The sequence below is a fragment of the Collimonas fungivorans genome (genome assembly GCF_028292705.1).
Taxonomy (GTDB): Bacteria; Pseudomonadota; Gammaproteobacteria; order Burkholderiales; family Burkholderiaceae_D; genus Collimonas; species Collimonas fungivorans_B.
Genome location: NZ_JAQGLV010000360.1, coordinates 1 through 20,229, shown reverse-complemented (window position 1 = coordinate 20,229; position 20,229 = coordinate 1). Strand labels below are relative to the sequence as shown.

Below are 20,229 nucleotides of genomic sequence, written 5' to 3'. Positions count from 1 at the left end.
ATCACTTCTCGGAATCAACCAGACCTTTAACAAACCATTTTTGCATCACCACTACAACCAGGCCCGGCGGCAGCATCGCCAGCACCAGGGTGGCCATCACCATATTCCATTCCACCGCCGAATCGCCGCCGGCGATCAGGGTCTTGATGCCTATGCCGATCGGATACATGTCCTGGTTGGTGGCGATCATTAGCGGCCACAAGTACTGGTTCCAGCCGTAAATGAACATGATCACGAACAGCGCGATGATATTGGTGCGCGACAGCGGCCAGATCACGTCCTTGAAAAAGCGCAAGGGGCCGGCGCCGTCGATGCGCGCGGCTTCCGCCAGTTCATCGGGGATGGTCAGGAAGAACTGGCGGAACAGGAAAGTGGCGGTGGCCGACGCGATCAGCGGTATGGTCAGGCCGGGGTAGCTGTTGAGCATGTGGAAGTCGGACACCACCTGGTAGGTCGGCGTGATGCGCACCTCCACCGGCAGCATCAGGGTCATGAAAATCATCCAGAAAAATAGCGAGCGTCCGGGGAACCGGAAGTACACCATGGCGAATGCCGACAGCATGGAAATCGAGATCTTGCCGATCGCAATCGTCAGCGCCGATATCAGGCTCACCAGCAGCATGCGCGCCACCGGCGGCGCCGAGACGTTGCCGGAGGCGCCCTTGGTCAGCAGGGCGCCATAGTTCTCGACAAGATGGCTGCCGGGCAGCAGCGACAAAGGCGCTGCCGCGGCTTCTTGCGCGGTCTGCGTGCTGGCGACAAAAGCCACATACAGCGGGAAGGCGATGATGATGACGCCCAGGATCAGCACCAGGTGGCTCACCATGTCGAGGATGGGACGGCGCTCAATCATGGACGGCTTTCGTGACAGTTTTCATGCGTACTGGACTTTCTTTTCAACATACTTGAACTGCGCCACGGTGAGCACGATGACGATGGTCATCAGGACTACCGACTGCGCCGCGGCGCCGCCCAGGTCGCCGCCCTTGAAACCGTCGATGAAGACCTTGTAGACCAGGATCTCGGTATCCTTGCCGGGGCCGCCCTGGGTGGTGGCTTCGATGATCGCAAAGGTGTCGAAGAAGGCATAGACGATGTTCACCACCAGCAGGAAAAAAGTGGTCGGCGACAGCAGCGGGAAAATGATGGTGGCGAAACGCTTGACCGGGCCGGCGCCGTCGATCGCGGCGGCTTCGATCAGCGACTTCGGTATCGCTTGCAGGCCGGCCAGGAAAAACAGGAAGTTGTAGCTGACCTGCTTCCAGACGGCGGCGATCACGATCAGTATCATCGCGTGGCGGCCGTTCAGCACATGGTTCCAGTCGATGCCGATGTAATGCAGCCAGTTGGAGACGATCCCCAGCGTGGGGCTCAGCATGAACATCCACAGTACGCCAACCACCACCGGCGATACGGCGTAAGGCCAGATCAGGAAGGTCTTGTAAATGGCCGAGCCTTTCACCACGCGATCGGCAAAGGCCGCCAGCATCAGCGATAGCGACAGGCCGAGCACGGCGACCAGGATGGAAAACACCGCAGTGGTCTTGAACGAGGCAAGGTAATTGCTGTCTGCGAACAGGGTGCGGAAATTGTCGAACCAGACGAATTCGGAATAACCGCCGAAGGCGTCCTGCAGCAGCATCGACTGGTACAGTGCTTGCACCGCCGGCCAGACGAAGAACAACAGGGTAACGATGATCTGCGGTGCGACCAGCGCATAGGGCAGCCAGGCAGACTTGAAGCGAGCGCGTTTTTCCAAGATGAGGCTTTCTGACCGGAGCATCCGCGTTGGCGCGGGATTTCAGGGTATGACGAAATGCAATTCCCGCAGTGTAGGTCAACACTGCGGGAACAGCCAGATATCAGGCTGTTTTACTTGTTGGTTTTTTCGAAACGTTCCAGCAGCAGGTTGCCGCGCTCCACCGCGGTGTCCAGCGCCTGTTTCGGCGTGATCTTGCCGGTCCAGACGTTTTCCAGTTCTTCATCGATGATGGTGCGGATCTGCGGCATGTTGCCGAGGCGGATGCCGCGCGACTTGTCGGTGGTCTTGGTGATCATCTGCTTGACCGGAACATCGGTGCCGGGATTGCGCTCATAGAAACCGGACTTCCGGGTGATTTCGTAAGCCGCGGTGGTGGTCGGCAGGTAGCCGGTTTCCTGATGCCATTTGGCTTGCACTTCCGGTTTCGACAGGAACTTGAAGAACTTGGCGACGCCCTTGTAGTCCTCGGTTTTCTTGCCGCCCATGACCCACAGCGAAGCGCCGCCTATCATGGTGTTTTGCGGCGCGCCCGGGACGTCGTTGTAATACGGCAGGGTAGCGATGCCGAACTTGAACTTGGAATTCTTCGCGATGTCTGCATAGCTGGACGACGAACCGGTCAGGATGCCGCATTCGCCGGCATAGAATTTCGAGGTGGCTTCATCCTTGCGGCCGGCGTAGGTGAAGTAACCCTGCTTGGCCCAGTTGGCCAGGTTTTCGATATGCTTGACGTGCAGCGGGCTGTTGAATTTCAGGCGCGTGTCGAGGCCGTCGAAACCGTTGTTCTTGGAGGCGAATTCAACGTTGTGCCAGGTCGAGAACGATTCCAGCTCGACCCACGATTGCCAGGTGGTGGTGTAGGCGCATTTGGCGCCGCTGGCTTTCAGCTTGGCGGCGTCGACCGCGAGTTCCTGCCAGGTCACCGGCGGCTTGTTGGGATCGAGCCCCGCCTTGGTGAACATGTCCTTGTTATAGAACATCACTGTGGTCGAACTGTTGAACGGCAGCGACAGCAGGCCGCCGCCTTTGGGCGCGGCGTAATAGCCGCCGATGGCTGGCACGTAGGCGGAAGGATCGAACGATTCGCCGGCCAGCTTCATGACTTCCGACACCGGCTTGATGGCGCCCTTGGAGTACATCATGGTGGCAGTGCCGACTTCGAACACCTGCAGGATATCGGGGGCGTTGCCGGCGCGATAAGCGGCGGTCGCCGCTGCCATGGCTTCGTCGTAGGCGCCTTTGTAAACCGGGGTGACCTTGTATTCCGACTGGCTCTTGTTGAATTCGTCGGCGAGGCCGTTGACGCGGTCGCCGAGCGCGCCGGCCATCGAATGCCACCACGATATCTCGGTGGCGGCATGCGCCGCAATGCTCATGGTCGCTAGTGTGCAAGCGATAGCCAGTGCTTTCAATTTCATCAGGGCCTCCGTAAAATTTTTTATGGTAGCGAAGTCATATGACGACTGCGTGACAGCAGCGGCCTCGCTGTAAAGCCGGATTCTATAGGTGAGTTTGTCAGCCGCGCAATGTTTGTTTTTCTTATGCGCAATGAAAGACGGGATGCTGCCTGATCTAAAAGCTTGGTTTCCGGCTCGCCGTTGCTGCATAGAGGTGGCTTCGGAAATCGATCGTAGTGTAATAATAATTACCAGTAGTCCGAGACCTGTCTCTAGCTTTCATATTGAAAATCGGTGTATTCTCAAATACCATCAATCCGGATGATTTTTAACCTGCGATCGATGTAAGTGTAAATTAAATTACACAATAAAAATATCAGGAGACACCATGCCTCATGCACTTACCTGCCGTACCGCCGGCTCCGCCGGTCTTGCCGTTTGCCGGAGCCGTGCATGATCCCGCGCCTGCTGTTCAATTCCGACCATGAAGAGTTTCGCCAGAGCTTGCGCCGTTTCCTGCAGGCTGAAGTCTTGCCGCGCCATGCCGCCTGGGAGGAGCAGGGTTTTGTCGATCGCGATGTCTGGCAGCGCGCCGGCGAACTGGGTTTCCTGTGCACCAACATGCCGGAGAACTACGGCGGCTCCGGCGTCGACCGCAAGTTCAGCACCATCGTGCTGGAAGAGCTGGCCAGCAGCAACGCCTCGGGCATAGGCTGGCCGCTGCATTCCGACATCGTGGCGCCTTACCTGCTGCGTTACGGCAGCGAAGAGCTGAAGCAGGCCTGGCTGCCGAAGATGGCCGCCGGCACCGCGATCACGGCGATCGCGATGACCGAACCGGGCACCGGCTCGGACCTGCAGGCGATACAGACCACGGCGATCGAGGACGGCGACGACTACATCGTCAACGGCTCCAAGATATTCATCACCAACGGCTATAACAGCGACATGGCGGTGGTGGCGGTCAAGGTCGGCGACAAGAGCCGCGGAGCGAAGAATGTGTCCTTGCTGGTGATCGAGGCCGACCGGCCCGGCTTCAGCAAGGGCAAACCGCTGAAGAAGATCGGCATGAAGGCGCAGGATACCTGCGAACTGTTCTTTGAAAATGTGCGGGTCCCGAAGAGCAACATCGTCGGCCAGGTCGGCGCCGGTTTCACCATGCTGATGCAAGAACTGGCCTGGGAGCGGCTGCTGATCGCGATCACCTCGGTCGCCAATGCGGAAGCCATGCTCACTGCGACCATCGAATACACACGCGACAGGCAGGCCTTCGGCCGCGCCGTGTCGTCGTTCCAGAACACGCGCTTCAAGCTGGCCGAGATGAAAACCGAATTGCAGATCGCGCGCGTGTTTGTGGATCGCTGCGTCGAGCTGGAAGTCGAGGGCGAGCTGCGGGTGGATGCCGCTGCCGCCGCCAAGTACTGGTGTTCCGACCTGCAAGGCAAGGTGCTGGATCAGTGCTTGCAATTGCATGGCGGTTACGGTTTCATGCAGGAGTATCCGATTGCGCGTGCGTATATCGATGCGCGCGCCCAGCGTATCTATGGCGGCACCAATGAAATCATGAAAGAGATTATTTCCCGGTCAATATGAGTACGGGTTTTTCTATTTTGAATAAAGATGCAGACTATGGAAAATGAATTGCAAAATGAATTGAACTACGACGGCCGGGTGGCGATTGTCACCGGCGCCGGCAATGGCCTGGGCCGGGTGCATGCCTTGCTGCTGGGCGCGCGCGGCGCCCATGTAGTGGTGAATGACCTGGGCGGAGACGTCCATGGCGGCGGCAAGTCCAGCGCCGCTGCCGACCAGGTGGTGGCGGAGATCAAGGCGGCCGGCGGCAGCGCGGTCGCCAACTACGACTCGGTGGAAGACGGCAGCCAGATCGTGCAGACCGCGCTCGACCATTTCGGCGGCGTCGACATCGTGATCAACAATGCCGGCATCCTGCGCGACAGCAGTTTCGCCAAGATGAGCGCCGACGACTGGGACCTGATCTACCGCGTCCACGTGCTGGGCGCTTTCCGTGTCACCCATGCCGCCTGGCCGCACATGCGCAACAAGGGTTACGGCCGCATCGTCATGACCACTTCGGCTGCCGGCATCTACGGCAATTTCGGCCAGGCCAACTACAGCATGGCGAAGATGGGCCTGATCGGCATGGCGAATACGCTGGCGATCGAAGGCGCCGCCAAGAACGTACTGGTCAACACCATCGCGCCGCTGGCCGGCTCGCGCATCTCGGAAACGGTGATGCCGCCGCAGATGATGGAAGCGCTCAAGCCGGAGTTCGTGGCGCCGCTGGCGGCATACCTGTGTCACGAGAGTTGCCGGGAGAACGGCAGCTTGTTCGAGGTCGGCGCTGGCTTCCACGCCAAGCTGCGCTGGCAGCGCACGCAAGGCCATCATTTCCACGGACAGGCTTTCGGTCCCGAGCAGGTCGCCGAACATTGGCAAGGGATAACCGATTTCGACGACGCTACTTATCCTGCCAGCATAGGCGAATCGCTGATGTCCATCGTGCAGGACGTCGGCTCGCCCTTCGGCCAGAGAAAGTCATAACCCGCCATGACCCGCAATGGCTAATCCGCTGCTGTCCGGCATCCGGGTGCTCGACCTGACCCGTTTGCTGCCCGGTCCCTTTTGCAGCCTATACCTGGCGCAGATGGGGGCCGAAGTGGTCAAGCTGGAAGAGCCGCAAGGCGGCGATTACGCACGCATGCTGTCGCCTGAATTGTTTACCCTGGTCAATCGCGGCAAGAAATCGGTGACCCTGGATTTGCGGCAGCCGGAAGCGGTCGCCGTGCTGAAGGTCATGGTGTCGCAGGCCGATGTCTTGATCGAATCGTTCCGGCCCGGCGTGATGGACAAGCTGGGCTGCGGCTACCAGGAGCTGAAGATCATCAATCCGCGCCTGGTCTACGCCGCGCTGACCGGTTACGGCCAGACCGGCCCCTACAAGGACCGGGCCGGGCACGACATGAATTACTGCGCCTACGCCGGCCTGCTGGACCAGAGCGGCGCCGCCGGCGGTCCGCCGGCGCTGTCGAACTTCCAGAGCGCCGACCTGGCCGGCGGCGCGTTGACCTGCGCCCTGGGCATCTTGGCGGCGGTGATAGGCGCCCGCGCCTCGGGCCAGGGCACCATGGTCGACATCGGCATGCTGGACGGCACGCTGGCGCTGCAGGCGCTGTCGCTGGCAACCATCCGCACCCTAGGCGCGAGCGCGGCGCGCGGCGGCGATATCTTGAGCGGCGGCCTCGCCAACTACAGCATTTACGCCTGCGCCGACGGCAAGCACGTGGCGATGGCAGCGTTGGAGCCTAAATTCTTCCTCAATTTCTGCAAGGCTGTAGAGCGGCCCGACCTGGCGGCCTTGCCGCTGGCGCCAGGGCCGGATGGCGCAGCGCTGCGGAGCGCCCTGGAGGCGTTATTCAAGACCCGCTCGCGCGATGCGTGGGAGTTGCTGCTGGCTGATCGCGACTGCTGCGTATCGGGCATCTACACCCCGCAGGAAGCGCTGGATAACCCGCAGGTCAAGGCACGCGGCCTGGTGCGGATGGAAGACGGCAAGCCGTTGCCGGACCTGCCGATCAAGTTCAGCGACGCTGCCGGCACGGCTGGCGATTGCCCGGCATTGGGAGCGGATACCTCCAGCGTTCTGGGAGAATTGGGATTTGGCGCGGCGGCGTTAGCCGCACTGCGCGCAAGCGGCGCGATTTGAAACAAGGTTGTCCAGCAGAATAAAAATATCGGCAAGCGGTTATCCAGATCGATGGGCGAGGAGACAATATGGACGTGCAAAAGAATCCGGTGCAAATGCTGTTGCAGTGGGCGTCGCAGAAGCCAGACATGCCTTGGCTGTTCCAACCGGTCGACGGCCAGTGGCGAGCCATCACCAGAGGCCAGGGCAGCGACCAGGTCAGGCGCATGGCGGCAGCGCTGAAGGCGATGGACTGGGAGCCCGGCAGCCGCATCTGCATCTCCGGCCGCAACACCGCGCACTGGATCATGGCCGACCTGGCGATTGCCATGGCTGGCCATGTCAGCGTCGGCATGTACCCGAAACAGGCGGCAGCCACCACACGTTATATCTTCGAGCATAGCGAGGCCAAGGCAGTGTTCCTCGGCCCCATGCCGGACGCCGGCGATTTCATGGGTGCGATTCCTGGGTCGGTCCGCACCATCTCGTTTCCCTACCAGGAAACGCCGGCGGGCCAGTTCAAATGGGATGAGCTGGTCGCTGCCAACCAACCGCTGGAACACTACCAGGCGCCGCCGCAGGAGGCGCTGATGACCCTGATCTACACTTCCGGCACCACCGGCAATCCGAAGGGGGTGATGCTCAGCTACGGCAACGTATTGTTCGCGGTGTACAGCATCATGGACCTGGCGCCGTCGCCCACCCAGGAACGCTATTTTTCATACATGCCGCTGGCGCACGCATTCGAGCGCTTTGCGATCGCCATCCCCAGCTGCTACAACGGCGGCGAAGTGCATTTCCTGGAAAACGTCGACAAGATGGGCGAGCAGCTGGCGCAGGTGGCGCCGACCCGTTTCTTCGGCGTGCCGCTGGTTTACAGCCGGATACAGAACGCCATCCTGCACAAGATGCCGCAGCGGAAGCTGGACCGGCTGATGGCGATTCCCCTGTTGCGGAACATTATCCGGCGCAAGATCCGCACCGCGGTCGGCTTGCAGAATACCCGCATCTGCCTGTCCGGCGCGGCACCCATACCGGTGGCGTTGCTGGACTGGTACCGCCGCAACCTGGGACTGGAAGTGCTGCAAGGTTATGCGCCTACCGAAGCTTCGGTCTATTCCAGCGCTTGCCTGCCGGGCAATAACCGCAGCGGTTCGGTCGGCAAGCCGCCGCCGAACGCGGGATTCAGATTGTCGGATGAAGGCGAAATCCTGTTCAAGCATCCGGGACTGATGATGGGATACTACAAAGACCCCGAGAGCACCAGTGCCGCCTTCACCGCGGATGGCTACCTGCGCACCGGCGATAAAGGCAGGGTGGACCAGGACGGTTACCTGTATATTACCGGCCGCGTCAAAGACATCTTTAAAACCGCCAAGGGAAAATATGTGGCGCCGGCGCCTATCGAATGTTCGCTGGCGCGCAATACCGACCTGGAGAACCTGTTGTTCATCGGCAGCGGCATGAACCAGCCGATAATGGCGGTGACCCTGACCGCCGCTGCGCGCAGCAAGCCGCGCGCAGAAGTAGAGCAGCAGCTGATCGCCGACATGGCGCTGGTCAATGCTACGCTGGAGCCGCATGAAAAGATCGCCAAATGCGTGGTGCTGAAAGACGCCTGGAGCATAGACAACGGGCTGATGACGCCGACCATGAAAGTCAAGCGCGGCGAAGTGGAAAAACGTTACGCCGCGCTGATGGAGAAGGAACTGCAGATACGCAACGCGGTCGGATGGGAATGACAAGCGATAGTACGGATTTTAAACAACCAGAGGAACAGCAATGACAGTCAACGACATCATCAAGCTCATGCCGTCGGGCCTGAACACCGTAGCGGCGGCGGACATGAAAAGCAGCATCCAGTTCGATATTTCGAAACCGATGTATTTGCTGATCGATCATGGCACATGCACTGCGCATGAAGGCGTGGTCGATGCGCCGGATGTGGCGCTGACCATGGCGGACGAAGACTTGAAGGCCATGCTGAAAGGCGAACTCAACGGCGCCATGGCGTTCATGAGCGGCAAGCTGAAACTGAAGGGCGACCTGATGCTGGCCCAGCGCATTCCTTCCCTGTTCGACGCCAGCAAGATCGGTTGAACAGGCTGCGGCTCTTCGTCGTTGCCGAGGAAGAGCCGCAGCTTGTCATTCGAAGTGTTTGCCTTGTTCCGCCATTTTAACCAGTATCGCGGCCGGCGCGAAATAACCGCCGAACTGCTCTGACAGCTGGTTCGCGCGCCGGACAAAATCGGCGACGCCGTAGGCATTGATGTATTGCAGGGCGCCGCCCTGGAATGGCGCAAAGCCCCAGCCGAAAATGCTGCCGATATTTGCGTCGGCGACGGTCAGCACCACCTGTTCCTCATAACATTTGGCAGCTTCGTTGGCTTGCACAAACATCAAACGTTCGATCAGGTCCTTTTGCGGCAGCTGCGTGGCTGCGAGCGGGAAGGCCTGCTGCAGGCCGGGCCACAGGTGCTTGCTTTCGTTTTCGGGATAATCATAAAATCCCTTGCCGGCTTTTTTTCCTTTGCGGTCCAGCTGGGCCACCATTTTCTCCAGCCCGGCATCGGCCGGATGGCCGGCGAAAGGCTTGCCGGCTTCGGCGAAATCCTTGCGCGTCTGTTGCAGGATATGCAGCGACAAGGACAGGCTGACTTCATCGTGCACCGCCAGCGGTCCCACCGGCATGCCGGCCTGCAAGCCGGCCATCTCTATGGCGCGCGGATGCTGGCCTTCCATCAGTAATTTCAAGCCTTCCATCACATAGGTGCCGAATACGCGCGAAGTGTAGAAGCCGCGTGAATCGTGGACCACGATCGGTGTTTTCTTGATCTGCTGCACATAGTCGAAACCGCGCGCCAGCGTTTGCTGGCTGGTCTGCCGGCCGACGATGATTTCGACCAGCGGCATCTTGTCCACCGGCGAGAAGAAATGCAGGCCGATGAAATTTTCCGGCCGCACGCTGGCTTGCGCCAGGCCGGTGATCGGCAGGGTAGAGGTGTTCGAGGCAAACACCGCGTCGGCGCTGATCAGCGCTTCGGTTTTGCGGGTCACTGTTGCCTTGATCTCGCGGTCTTCAAACACTGCCTCGATAATCAGGTCGCAGCTTGCCAGGTCGCCGAAATCCACGGTCGGGCTGATGCGGTCCAGCAGGGCTTGCTTGCCTTCCGCGGTTTGCTGCTTGCGCTTGACCGCCTTGTCGAGCAGCTTGCTGGAATAGTCCTTGCCGTTTTCGGCGGTTTCCAGGCTGTTGTCCAGCAACACCACTTGTATGCCCGCCTTGGCCGAGGCATAGGCGATGCCGGCGCCCATCATGCCGGCGCCTAATATACCTACCTTGCTGACCTTGGATGGCGCGATGCCTTCCGGGCGCGACTTGCCCTTGTTGATGGCGTTCAGCTGGAACCACAAGGTGCCGATCATGTTCTTGGCGACCGGCGACAAGGCGCAGTTGACGAAGTAGCGCGATTCGATTTCGCAGCCGGTATCGAAATCGACGATGCCGCCTTCGAATACGCAGCTCATGATGTTGGTCGCCGCCGGATAATTGCCATGGGTCTTGGCGCTTGCCATGGATGGCGCGATCGCCCACAGCTGGCCGTTGCCCGGGCTGCGCGAGTCGCCGCCGGGCCAGCGGAATTTCTTGTCGTCCCACGGCTGCCTGGCCTTGGGATTGGCCAGGCACCAGGCTTTGGCTTTGGCCAGCAAGTCTTCCCTGTCGCTCGCCAGTTCCTGGATGATGCCTTGCTGCAGCGCTTCTTCGGCGCGCAGCTCCTTGCCTTCCAACATCAGCTGCAGCGCGCCCTGGATGCCGATCATGCGCGGCAGGCGTTGCGTGCCGCCGCCGCCCGGCAGCAGGCCGAGCTTGACTTCCGGCAGGCCGAACTTGGCTTTCGGATTGTTGATGGCGATGCGGTGATGACAGGCCAGCGCCAGCTCCAGTCCGCCGCCCAGCGCGGTGCCGTTCAGCGCGGCCACCACCGGCCGGCCGCATAGTTCGAGGCGGCGCAGGAAACCTTTGAATTGCTGCACCAGTTCGAAGGCCGTTTGTGCTTCGGTGATCTGGAACAGTTTTTCGATATCGGCGCCGGCCACGAAATCCGCCTTGCCCGAGGTGATGATGACGCCGGCGACGGCCGGGTCGGCTTCGATGGCGGCGATCGCCTCCATGAAAGGCGCGGTCAGCGCTTCGTTCAATACATTCATCGAACGCCCCGGCATGTCCAGGGTCAAGGTCACGATATTGTCGCTGTCTTTCTGAAAATTTACGCTCATGATCTAACTCTCTGAAATGTTGAGGACAGAGTAATTCGCCACGCTACGGTGGCTCTTAAACTCTGTCCCGCAATAGTTAAACTAGTTCAATGATGGTGGCGATGCCCATGCCGCCGCCTACGCACAGCGAGATCAGGGCAGTCTTCTTGCCGCTGCGCTCCAGCTCGTCGAGCGCGGTGCCGAGGATCATGGCGCCGGTTGCGCCCAGCGGGTGGCCCATGGCGATGGAACCGCCGTTGACGTTGACCCGCTCCGGGTCAATCTCCAGGTCGCGGATGGCGCGCATCACGACTGCGGCAAACGCTTCATTGATTTCAAACAGGTCGATATCCTTGGCCGACATCTTGGCCTTGGCCAGCGCTTTGCGCGCAGCAGGGGCGATACCGGTCAGCATGATGGTCGGCTCCGAGCCGGTGACGGCAGTGGCGACAATCCGGGCGCGTGGCTTCAGTCCCAGTTTCTGGCCCATCTCCTTGCTGCCGACCAGCACCAGCGCAGCGCCGTCGACGATGCCGGAAGAATTGCCGGCGTGGTGCACATGGTTGATCTTTTCGATGGTGGTGTACTTGCGCAGCGCGGTGGCGTCGAAACCCATCTGGCCGATCTGTTCGAAGGCAGGGTTTAGCGCCGCCAGGTTTTCAATAGTGGTTTGCGCACGGATGTATTCGTCATGGTCCAGCACCACCATGCCATTCAGGTCCTTGACCGCGACCAGCGATTTGCTGAAACGGCCTTCGGCCCGGGCGCGTGCAGCTTTCTGCTGCGATTGCAGCGCAAAGTTGTCGACATCGCTGCGCGAGAAATTTTCCAGCGTCGCAATCAGGTCGGCGCCTATGCCTTGCGGCGCAAAGCCCGTAACCTGGTTGACCCGTGGATCCATGAACCAGGCGCCGCCGTCCGAACCCATGGCCCAGCGCGACATGCTTTCGACGCCGCCGGCCACCACCAGCTGCTCCTGGCCGGACATGATTTTCATCGCCGCCAGGTTGACCGATTCCAGGCCCGAGGCGCAAAAGCGCGATTGCGTCACGCCCGCCACCGACTGGTCCCAGCCGGCATACAGCACCGCGGTGCGGGCGATATCGGCGCCTTGCTCGCCGACCGGCGTCACGCAGCCGAGCACGACGTCGTCGACCTGCGAAGTATCGAGGCGGTTGCGCTGTTCCAGCGCTTGCAGCAGCTGGGCCAGCAGGTTGACCGGCGTGACCTGGTGCAGGCTGCCGTCCTTCTTGCCCTTGCCGCGCGGGGTCCGTACGGAATCGAAAATATAGGCTTCAGTCATAGCGTCTCCGGCTTGTATGTTCTAGTAATTAAAATTACACTTAGCTTGCTGCTGATTCATCCTGAATGCCCACTGTAGTTAAAGCAGCGGCCAGCGTCAATTGGTAATCCACTCTAAACCTGGGCGGAAATTGACTGTCGATTCAATAGTAATATTAATTACACATATGGCAAAACCATAACAAAATCCATGGCTTCGGAAAAACAGAAAATCATATTGGATCGCGCCTTGCTCAAGCCCTTGATCAGGCAGAGGATAGAAAACACCGTGCTGGACTTGTTTTCGGAACGCGAATTCCATAGCGTCGCCTACGGCGAAATCGCCAGCGCCGCCAGCGTCTCCCTGCAAACCATCTATAAATACTACGGCAGCAAGGAAGCATTGTTGTTTGCCTGCCTGGAAACCTGGCTGGGCACGCTGGCGTCGCGCATGCTCGATCACTTGCAAGGCATCGAGAGCTGCCAGGACAAGTTGCGCAAGGTGTTCTGGGTGGTGCTGGATTTTTTCGACCGCAACCCCAAGGTCAGCCAGCTCATCATGAGTTCGCTGCAGATCAGCGCATGGGGACGCGACCGTACTTTCCGCCAGCCCGAAATGATGGAAGTGTTGATGAAGACGCTGACCGACGGCAGGGCGCAAGGCGTGCTGACCGATGAAGTGGATGAAAAAATCCTGCTGGATTATTTCATCGGCATCCTGGAAAGGCTGGTGCACATGCACACCATGCGCGGCGAAAAAGAAGCGCTGGCGTTGCAGGCGAATGCGCTGTTCAGGATGTTGTGGCGGGCGATCGCGAAGCCCGAGCAAACTTAGGCGATTTGGCTTGCAGATAAAAAAATAGCGCCGGCGTAAGCGGGCGCTATTTTTGCGATGTCGATAAAGTTTTAATGTTTATCGATATTTACGAATTTGCTTATGCGAAATTCTTCGAAGCAAATTCCCAGTTCGCCAATGCCCAGAATGCTTCCAGGTATTTTGGACGGGCATTGCGGTAGTCGATGTAGTAAGCATGTTCCCAGACGTCGACAGTAATCAGCGGCTTGGCGTCGGTGGTCAGCGGAGTGGCTGCATTGGAAGTCGACACCAGGCCGAGCGAACCGTCAGCATTTTTGACCAGCCATGCCCAGCCGGAGCCGAACGTGCCGACTGCAGTCTTGGTCAGTTCTTCCTTGAACTTGTCGAACGAACCCCATTTTGCATTGATCGCATCTGCCAATGCGCCGGTTGGTGCGCCGCCACCTTGTGGCGACAGGCTGTGCCAGTAGAACGTGTGGTTCCAGATCTGCGCTGCATTGTTGAAAATGCCGCCGGACGATTTCTTGACGATCTCTTCCAGAGTGGAGTTTTCGAATTCTGTGCCCGGAACCAGGTTGTTCAGGTTGGTCACATAGGTCTGGTGATGCTTACCATAGTGGAATTCCAGGGTTTCCTTGGAGATGTGCGGAGCCAGTGCGTCCAGATCGTACGGGAGAGGCGGGAGTGTGTGTGCCATGGTGCGTCCTTTCTATAGTTTTATTGGAATTACAAAGAAGCTGTTGCCTATACATCTAGTCATCTAGTGCCGTGAACAGATTCTGGAGAGAGCTATTGTAAAGCGCTTAGCTATTCCATGCAGCATGCTTGCGCTTTTATTCCATCCGCTATGTGACTTGCATCACAAAAAAACATTCGTTCAATCCAGCGTCGCCTGCACGCTGTCTATGCCGACCTGGGCGCTGCCTTCGGCCAGTTGCACGGTGATCACGTGGCGCGGCTGCAGCGCCTGCGGCGTCCGGATCACATGGCCCTTGGCGTCCGAGACGATGGCGTAGCCGCGTTCCAGCGTGCATTGCGGATTCAGCAGCTCCAGCTGCGCATTGAGCGCTGCCAATGCCTGGCGGCGATCGCGGTTTTGCGCGGCCAGCGCGCCGTTGAGGCGCCGGCTCTGTTCCAGCAGCGCAATGCGCGGCGCAATCGTGCTGGGTATCTGTGCGGCCCAGCGGGTGCGCAGGTTCAGCAATGCGTGACGCGATTGCGTCAACGGAATGCGGGTGGCGTGCAGCAGCCTGGCTTGCAGGCTTTGCAGCTTGACGCGTTCGTGGGCGATGGTGGTGGCCGGACTGCTCAGGCGCCGGCTCAGCCAGTCCAGGGTCTGGCCGGTTTCGGCCAACTGGCGGCGCAGGGCGCGGGTCAGGTCGTCGGCGTGCGTTTCCAGCGTCGCCAGCCATTCGGCGCGCGGCACTGTCGCCAGTTCGGCGGCGGCGGTCGGGGTCGCGGCGCGCAGGTCGGCGGCGAAATCGGCAATCGTGAAATCGGTTTCGTGGCCGACGCCGGAAATCACCGGCATCGGCGCGGCGACGATGGCGCGCGCTACCGCTTCGTCATTGAACGACCATAAATCTTCGATGCTGCCGCCGCCGCGGCACACCAGCAGCAGCTCGCATTCGGCGCGCGCGGCAGCGGTATTGATGGCGCGTGCGATTTTCTCTGCTGCGCCGTCGCCTTGGACCGGGGTCGGATAAAGGATCACGCGCACATGCGGCGCGCGGCGCGCCAGGGCGCTCAGGATATCGCGCAGCGCCGCCGCCTGCAGGCTGGTGACGATGCCGATGGTGCGGGCGAATGGCGGCAGCGGCCGTTTGCGGGCCGGATCGAACAAGCCTTCCGCATTGAGTTTTTCTTTCAGGCGCAAGAACGCTTCATACAGGTTGCCGACGCCGGCGCGCCGGATCGCTTCGACGTTGAGCTGGTAGTCGCCGCGTGCGGCGTACAGCGTCACCAGCGCCCGCACTTCCACCTTGTCGCCGTCGCGCGGGGTAAAGCCGGCATGCTGGGCGCGGCCCTTGAACATCACGCCGCGCACTTGCGCCGCATCGTCTTTCAAGGTGAAGTACCAGTGGCCGGAGGCATAGCTTTTGAAATTCGATATCTCGCCCGCCACCCAGGCCAGCGGGAAGCTGCGTTCCAGCAAACGCGCCACGGCTTGATTCAAGGCGGAAACCGTCAGTACTGGCGGTCCGCTGGAACGGAGGTCGGTGTCGCTGGAGAAATTCATACGGGCTTTCCGGGGTTCTTTATTGGCGCGTGATTTGCTGGAGCTTGCCATTGTAAAGCACGGTCGCTGATCATCAATGGAAAAGCGAAACAAATCAAAGGCTTGCCCAGATTGCAGTGCGCTTGCGCACAAGCTTATCCACAAATTCTGTGGGTAACTGCGGATCAGCCGGGGCTTGTGGATATCCGCGGGCGGGGCCATGGCGAAACGGCTAAGAAAGATCCGTGGAAAACGTCATCGCTATCTGTAAACCGCTGTTTGAGGCGCATTTGCACTTGCCGCCAACAGTAGTGAAAAGATGTTTCCAATCAAGGACTTCTCGTGAATCCAGTGCGCTTGTGCACATAGTTATCCCCAAAATCTGTGGAGAACTTTGCCGGCGCGGGAGAGGAGAGCGCTGCACGTTTTTCATGCAGCGCTAAAAAACCCTTTCGAATCATTGACTTATGCTTCGAGTTAAACACTTGTCCACAATCTTGTTCACATAATATGTGTGGAACTTCGGACTGACAGTATCGGGTGCGGTATCAGGCTGTTTTTGTCCAGCCGTTGTGCGCTGTCCAGGATTCGAACAAGCCCGGCCAGGCATGCGGCTGGCTGCCCGGTTTTCCCAGTCCCCAGCCATGTCCGCCATCCTGGAACACATGCATTTCCGCCGGGATTTGCGCAGCCTTGAGCGCATTGAACATCAGCAGGCTGTTCTGGATCGGCGAAATCGGATCGTCTGCGGCTTGCGCCAGGAAGGTTGGCGGCATGCCGCTGGTGACATGCCGTTCCACCGAGAATTCTTCGCTGGCCGCAAGGTCCGGATGCTTGCCGATAATTTCACGGCGCGAGCGCGTGTTGTCGTAGGGCGGCATGAAGGTAAGCACGGGGTAGATCAATCCGGCGAAATCGGGACGCGCGGAAAACTGGTCGGCCGCGTCGATGGCCTGGTAGCGCCGGGCATCCGGTTCCGCCGCCGTGGTTCCCGCCAGATGGCCGCCGGCGGAAAAGCCGAGGATGCCGATGCGGTTGGCCGCCAGTTCATACTTCGGCGCCAATGCACGGATCAGGCGCATGGCGCGCTGGCCGTCCTGGAACGGCGCGATGTTCGACCAGCCTTCGCCGGGCAAACGATAGACCAGTTCGAATACGGTGACGCCAAGCGATTGCAGCCACTGGGCTGCCGGGATGCTTTCGCTTCCCCGCTCGATATGCCCATAGCCGCCGCCGGCAATCACCAATACAGCGCTGCCGTCAGGCCGCTCGGGACGATAGACCACCAGGCGCGGGCGGGAGACGTTGGTGACAGAGCCCTTCGCATTGGTCTGTTCCGGTCCGTCGGGGCCGTTTCCTCCAGGCGGCCTGGACCAAAGAGGAATCTCCTGTCGTTCCATGGACGAGGATGCCGCGTAAAGCACGCGCGGGGCGATCAGCGCCGATGCTCCCAGGAATCCCGCGCCTAACAAGGTCCGCCGTTTTATATTGTCCATGCTTAAAGTCCCGTTGAAATTGCCGATGTGGTCACGCAACTGATAATAGGAGTGCGCGTAGCCAATGTAAAATATAATAAAGAAGGCATCTCTATACTTTATATGTATTGCATTGATAGGATCATGGAACTGAGTCATGGAACTGAGGCATTTGCGTTATTTTGTGGTTGTTGCCGAGGAGGGGAATTTCACACGCGCGGCCAAACGGCTGAACATGCAGCAACCCCCGCTCAGCCAGCAGATCCGCATGCTGGAGAACGAGTTGGGATTTACACTGTTCCACCGGCACCCGAAAGGAGTCGACCTCAGCATCGGCGGCGAGGTGTTCTTGCACGAGGCGAAGTCGATCCTGGCCAATGTCACCCAGGGCGTGCAGCGGGCGGCACGCGCCGCCAATGGAATCGAAGGCATGATTTCCGTTGGATTCACCAGTTCGGCGGCAGCGCATCCCTTGATTCCGGAGATCCTGCGGGCGCACCGCGCGGCAAAACCCGGCGTCGCTGTCAAATTCAGCGAAGGCAATGCGGCGGAACTGACGAGCGCGGTCGCCTCGGGAAAACTTGACCTCGGCTTCCTGCGCATGCCGGTCAGCCGTCCACCCGGGCTGGCGTTCCACCGTTTGCTTGACGAGGAAATGCTGCTGGTCCTGCCTGTCGGACATGCGCTTTTGCAAAAACGGCCGAAAAAAGACATGCCGGCGATTTCCCTAAAGTCATTGCGCGACGAACAGTTCATCCTGGTCCGCAACCCGGGCGCTACCGGCATGTATTCCAGTTTTATCGATGCCTGCGTGCGCGCCGGATTCTCGCCCAAGATCGCGGTCGAAGTCGACCGCATGCTGACCAATATCTGCCTGGTTGCTTCCGGCGTCGGTATTTCCGTTGTGCCGGCATCGATGAATGGCTTCCACACCGACCAGGTGGTGTATTGCCGCCTGCTTGAAAGCGGCGGCGGATTCAGCGCGCCGTTAACTTTGGTGTGCCGGCAGGCGGACGCGCTGCCGGCCGTGCAACATTTTCTTGCCGAGGCCGGCCGTTTTGCCAAAGCTGACAGATAAAATCTGCACGTTTTTGATGCAGTACAAAAAAGTCCTTTGAAATCATGGACTTCGCGACCGAGTCCGGCACTTGTCCACAATCTTGTTCACATAAAATGTGCGGAACTTGCAGCGTCGCTTAACCGCTATCAAATTAACCGTAAAAATTTCCGTCCCGCAACGCTTGTCGCCCTTGCTCACAAGCCTTCAACAAGTTACATTCTGCATCCATGCTGATGAACCCCTCATCCGCATTTGCCGATATTGAATGCGATTTCACCAAGGAGTTTCTTTTGTTTGCCATTATTCAAGCTGCGGGCTGGCCGATCTGGCTGTTGCTGATTGCCTCCATCATTGCCACCGCATTGATTATCGAACGTCTGGTTTACCTGCGCCGGCCGCGCATCTTGCCGCCGCAGCTGCTGCAGGAAGTGATACGGGTTTATCACAACGGCAAGGTCAATAAGGAAGTCCTGACCAACCTGGAAACCAACTCGCCGCTGGGCCGGGTGCTGGCTGCCGGCCTGCGCAATGTCGATGCGCCGCGCGAGCTGATGAAAGAATCGATCGAGGAAGCCGGCCAGGCTACCGCGCATGAACTGGAACGTTTCCTGACCACGCTCGGCACGATTGCCTCGCTAGCGCCATTGATGGGCTTGTTCGGCACCGTGGTCGGCATGATTGAAATCTTTGGCGCGACCAATGGCGCCGGCGCCGATCCGGCGCAGCTGGGCCATGGCATTTCGGTGGCCTTGTACAACACCGGTTTCGGCTTGGCGATCGCCATGCCGGCGCTGATTTTCTACCGCCATTTCCGCGCCTTGGTGGATGGCTTCGTGGTTGACATGGAGCAGCAGGCTGTAAAATTTGTCGATACCGTTCACGGCGCACGCAAATGAACTTCCGTAAAGGCAAGGGTCGCGACGACCCTGAAATCAACCTGATTCCGTTTATCGACGTCTTGCTGGTGATCGTCATTTTCCTGATGGTCACCACCAGCTACAGCAAATTCACTGCGCTGCAAATCACCTTGCCGACGGCCGACGCCGACAAGGCGATGGTGCAGCCGCAGGAGATCAACGTCGCTGTCAGTCCGCAAGGGCAGTACGCGGTCAACAATGTCCAGGTATCGTCCAAGGATGCGGCATCGCTGGCGCTCGACCTCAAGAATGCGGTGCAGGCCGACGGCGCCAAGGGCGACCCCGTAGTGATCATCAACGCCGACGCCATGGCGACCCACCAGACCGTGATCAACGTGCTGGAAGCGGCGCGCCTGGCCGGTTTCGACAAGATCACGTTTGCTGCCCAGACTAGTGGCCACAAATAAGCCTTCGCTGGAATCGGTCCTGAGCGCTGCCTGGCAGCGGCGCGGTTTGCTGGCATGCCTGTTGTGGCCGCTGTCGCTGTTGTTCGGGTTGGTGGCGACGTTGCGCCGCCGTTTGTACGCTGTCGGCTGGCAGGCCAGCACGCGCTTGCCGGTGCCGGTGATCGTGGTCGGCAACATCTTTGTCGGCGGCACCGGCAAGACGCCGCTGACGATCTGGCTGGTGCAGGCGCTGCGCCAGGCCGGTTATGTGCCGGGCGTGATCTCGCGCGGTTATGCCGCGCAATCCGGCGACGGCCAGCCTGACGTGCAACAGGTAACTGCGACATCGCTGGCGGCCGCAGTAGGCGACGAGCCTTTGCTGATCGCCGCCCGCGCGCAATGCCCGGTAATGGTGGGCCGCAACCGGGTGGCCGCCGCCGAAGCGCTGCTGCAGGCGCACCCCGAGGTCAACCTGATCCTGTCGGACGACGGTCTGCAGCACTACCGTTTGCAGCGCGACATCGAAATCGTGCTGTTCGACGCGCGCGGCGCCGGCAACGGCTGGCTGCTGCCGGCCGGGCCGCTGCGTGAACCGGCAAGCCGCCGCCGCGACTTTACCGTGGTGAATGCGGCAACCATACCGGCTTCCATGCCGGCCTCGGCGATCCGCATGCAGCTGGTGGGTGAGCAGGCCGAACAGTTGGCCGATCCGAGCCAGACGAGGGCGCTGGCCAGCTTGCAAGATCCGGCCCTGCGGCTTGCCGCGGCCGCCGGCATCGGCAATCCGCAGCGGTTTTTTTCGATGCTGACGGCGGCCGGGTTGCGCTTCGAGGCGCTGGCCTTGCCTGACCATCATGACTTTTCCGACAACCCGTTTGCCGCGCTCCAGGCCGAGATCATCCTGATAACTGAAAAGGATGCAGTAAAATGTCGGCAAATAGAAACCATCAGGAACG

Annotated in this window: 18 protein-coding genes; 10 read left to right on the top strand and 8 right to left on the bottom strand. The window is 59.8% G+C overall.

Annotation, left to right across the window (positions count from 1 at the left end):
• Position 1: 1 nt before the first annotated feature.
• From ugpE to ugpB, 3 genes are all read right to left on the bottom strand, one after another.
• Positions 2-853: a sn-glycerol-3-phosphate ABC transporter permease UgpE gene (ugpE, locus tag JWQ61_RS19975; protein WP_304362047.1), complete on the bottom strand. Its 852-nt coding sequence runs from the start codon at positions 851-853 to the stop codon at positions 2-4.
• A gap of 21 nt (positions 854-874) precedes the next feature.
• Positions 875-1,759 (bottom strand): sn-glycerol-3-phosphate ABC transporter permease UgpA, encoded by an 885-nt coding sequence (gene ugpA / locus JWQ61_RS19970; protein ID WP_041741399.1) that lies wholly within the window; start codon positions 1,757-1,759, stop codon positions 875-877.
• A 113-nt stretch (positions 1,760-1,872) separates the two neighbouring features.
• Positions 1,873-3,180: a sn-glycerol-3-phosphate ABC transporter substrate-binding protein UgpB gene (ugpB, locus tag JWQ61_RS19965; RefSeq protein ID WP_304362046.1), complete on the bottom strand. Its 1,308-nt coding sequence runs from the start codon at positions 3,178-3,180 to the stop codon at positions 1,873-1,875.
• A 432-nt stretch (positions 3,181-3,612) separates the two neighbouring features.
• Here ugpB and JWQ61_RS19960 point away from each other — a divergent pair, with 432 nt between their 5' ends.
• The 5 genes from JWQ61_RS19960 (at position 3,613) to JWQ61_RS19940 (ending at position 8,962) form a co-directional block, all read left to right on the top strand.
• Entirely contained in the window at positions 3,613-4,752 is a 1,140-nt protein-coding gene (locus tag JWQ61_RS19960; RefSeq protein WP_304362045.1) for an acyl-CoA dehydrogenase family protein, read from the top strand.
• 48 nt (positions 4,753-4,800) lie between these two features.
• Entirely contained in the window at positions 4,801-5,721 is a 921-nt protein-coding gene (locus JWQ61_RS19955; RefSeq protein WP_304362044.1) for an SDR family oxidoreductase, read from the top strand.
• 16 nt (positions 5,722-5,737) lie between these two features.
• Positions 5,738-6,883, top strand: a complete 1,146-nt coding sequence (locus JWQ61_RS19950) for a CaiB/BaiF CoA-transferase family protein (protein ID WP_304362043.1) — start codon at positions 5,738-5,740, stop codon at positions 6,881-6,883.
• 68 nt (positions 6,884-6,951) lie between these two features.
• Positions 6,952-8,604, top strand: coding sequence for an AMP-binding protein (locus JWQ61_RS19945; RefSeq protein WP_304362042.1), 1,653 nt, complete (start codon positions 6,952-6,954; stop codon positions 8,602-8,604).
• Positions 8,605-8,644: 40 nt separating this feature from the next.
• Entirely contained in the window at positions 8,645-8,962 is a 318-nt protein-coding gene (locus tag JWQ61_RS19940; RefSeq protein WP_304362041.1) for an SCP2 sterol-binding domain-containing protein, read from the top strand.
• A gap of 45 nt (positions 8,963-9,007) precedes the next feature.
• Here JWQ61_RS19940 and JWQ61_RS19935 read toward each other — a convergent pair whose 3' ends face one another.
• Positions 9,008-11,140: a 3-hydroxyacyl-CoA dehydrogenase NAD-binding domain-containing protein gene (locus JWQ61_RS19935; protein WP_304362040.1), complete on the bottom strand. Its 2,133-nt coding sequence runs from the start codon at positions 11,138-11,140 to the stop codon at positions 9,008-9,010.
• A gap of 76 nt (positions 11,141-11,216) precedes the next feature.
• The gene (locus tag JWQ61_RS19930) at positions 11,217-12,422 is read right to left on the bottom strand and encodes an acetyl-CoA C-acetyltransferase (RefSeq protein ID WP_304362039.1); all 1,206 of its coding nucleotides are present in this window, start codon (positions 12,420-12,422) and stop codon (positions 11,217-11,219) included.
• Between the two features lie 189 nt (positions 12,423-12,611).
• Here JWQ61_RS19930 and JWQ61_RS19925 point away from each other — a divergent pair, with 189 nt between their 5' ends.
• On the top strand, positions 12,612-13,235 hold the full coding sequence (locus tag JWQ61_RS19925; protein ID WP_304362038.1) for a TetR/AcrR family transcriptional regulator: 624 nt from the start codon (positions 12,612-12,614) through the stop codon (positions 13,233-13,235).
• 100 nt (positions 13,236-13,335) lie between these two features.
• On the opposite strand, the gene sodB is transcribed toward JWQ61_RS19925, so the two are convergent.
• The 3 genes from sodB to JWQ61_RS19910 form a co-directional block, all read right to left on the bottom strand.
• Positions 13,336-13,914, bottom strand: a complete 579-nt coding sequence (sodB, locus tag JWQ61_RS19920; RefSeq protein ID WP_304362037.1) for a superoxide dismutase [Fe] — start codon at positions 13,912-13,914, stop codon at positions 13,336-13,338.
• Positions 13,915-14,094: 180 nt separating this feature from the next.
• The gene (gene xseA / locus JWQ61_RS19915; RefSeq protein ID WP_304362036.1) at positions 14,095-15,456 is read right to left on the bottom strand and encodes an exodeoxyribonuclease VII large subunit; all 1,362 of its coding nucleotides are present in this window, start codon (positions 15,454-15,456) and stop codon (positions 14,095-14,097) included.
• A gap of 527 nt (positions 15,457-15,983) precedes the next feature.
• The gene (locus JWQ61_RS19910) at positions 15,984-16,931 is read right to left on the bottom strand and encodes an alpha/beta hydrolase (RefSeq protein ID WP_304362035.1); all 948 of its coding nucleotides are present in this window, start codon (positions 16,929-16,931) and stop codon (positions 15,984-15,986) included.
• 136 nt (positions 16,932-17,067) lie between these two features.
• Here JWQ61_RS19910 and JWQ61_RS19905 point away from each other — a divergent pair, with 136 nt between their 5' ends.
• From JWQ61_RS19905 to lpxK, 4 genes are all read left to right on the top strand, one after another.
• Complete coding sequence (locus tag JWQ61_RS19905; protein WP_304362034.1) at positions 17,068-17,988, top strand: LysR family transcriptional regulator; 921 nt, start codon at positions 17,068-17,070, stop codon at positions 17,986-17,988.
• Between the two features lie 272 nt (positions 17,989-18,260).
• Positions 18,261-18,866: a MotA/TolQ/ExbB proton channel family protein gene (locus JWQ61_RS19900; protein WP_041743065.1), complete on the top strand. Its 606-nt coding sequence runs from the start codon at positions 18,261-18,263 to the stop codon at positions 18,864-18,866.
• On the top strand, positions 18,863-19,294 hold the full coding sequence (locus JWQ61_RS19895) for a biopolymer transporter ExbD (RefSeq protein WP_014005205.1): 432 nt from the start codon (positions 18,863-18,865) through the stop codon (positions 19,292-19,294). Before JWQ61_RS19900 ends, JWQ61_RS19895 begins: the two co-directional genes overlap by 4 nt.
• Positions 19,281-20,229: tetraacyldisaccharide 4'-kinase (gene lpxK, locus JWQ61_RS19890; RefSeq protein ID WP_304362033.1), on the top strand; the 949-nt coding region annotated here is incomplete at its 3' end. The genes JWQ61_RS19895 and lpxK, both read left to right, overlap by 14 nt.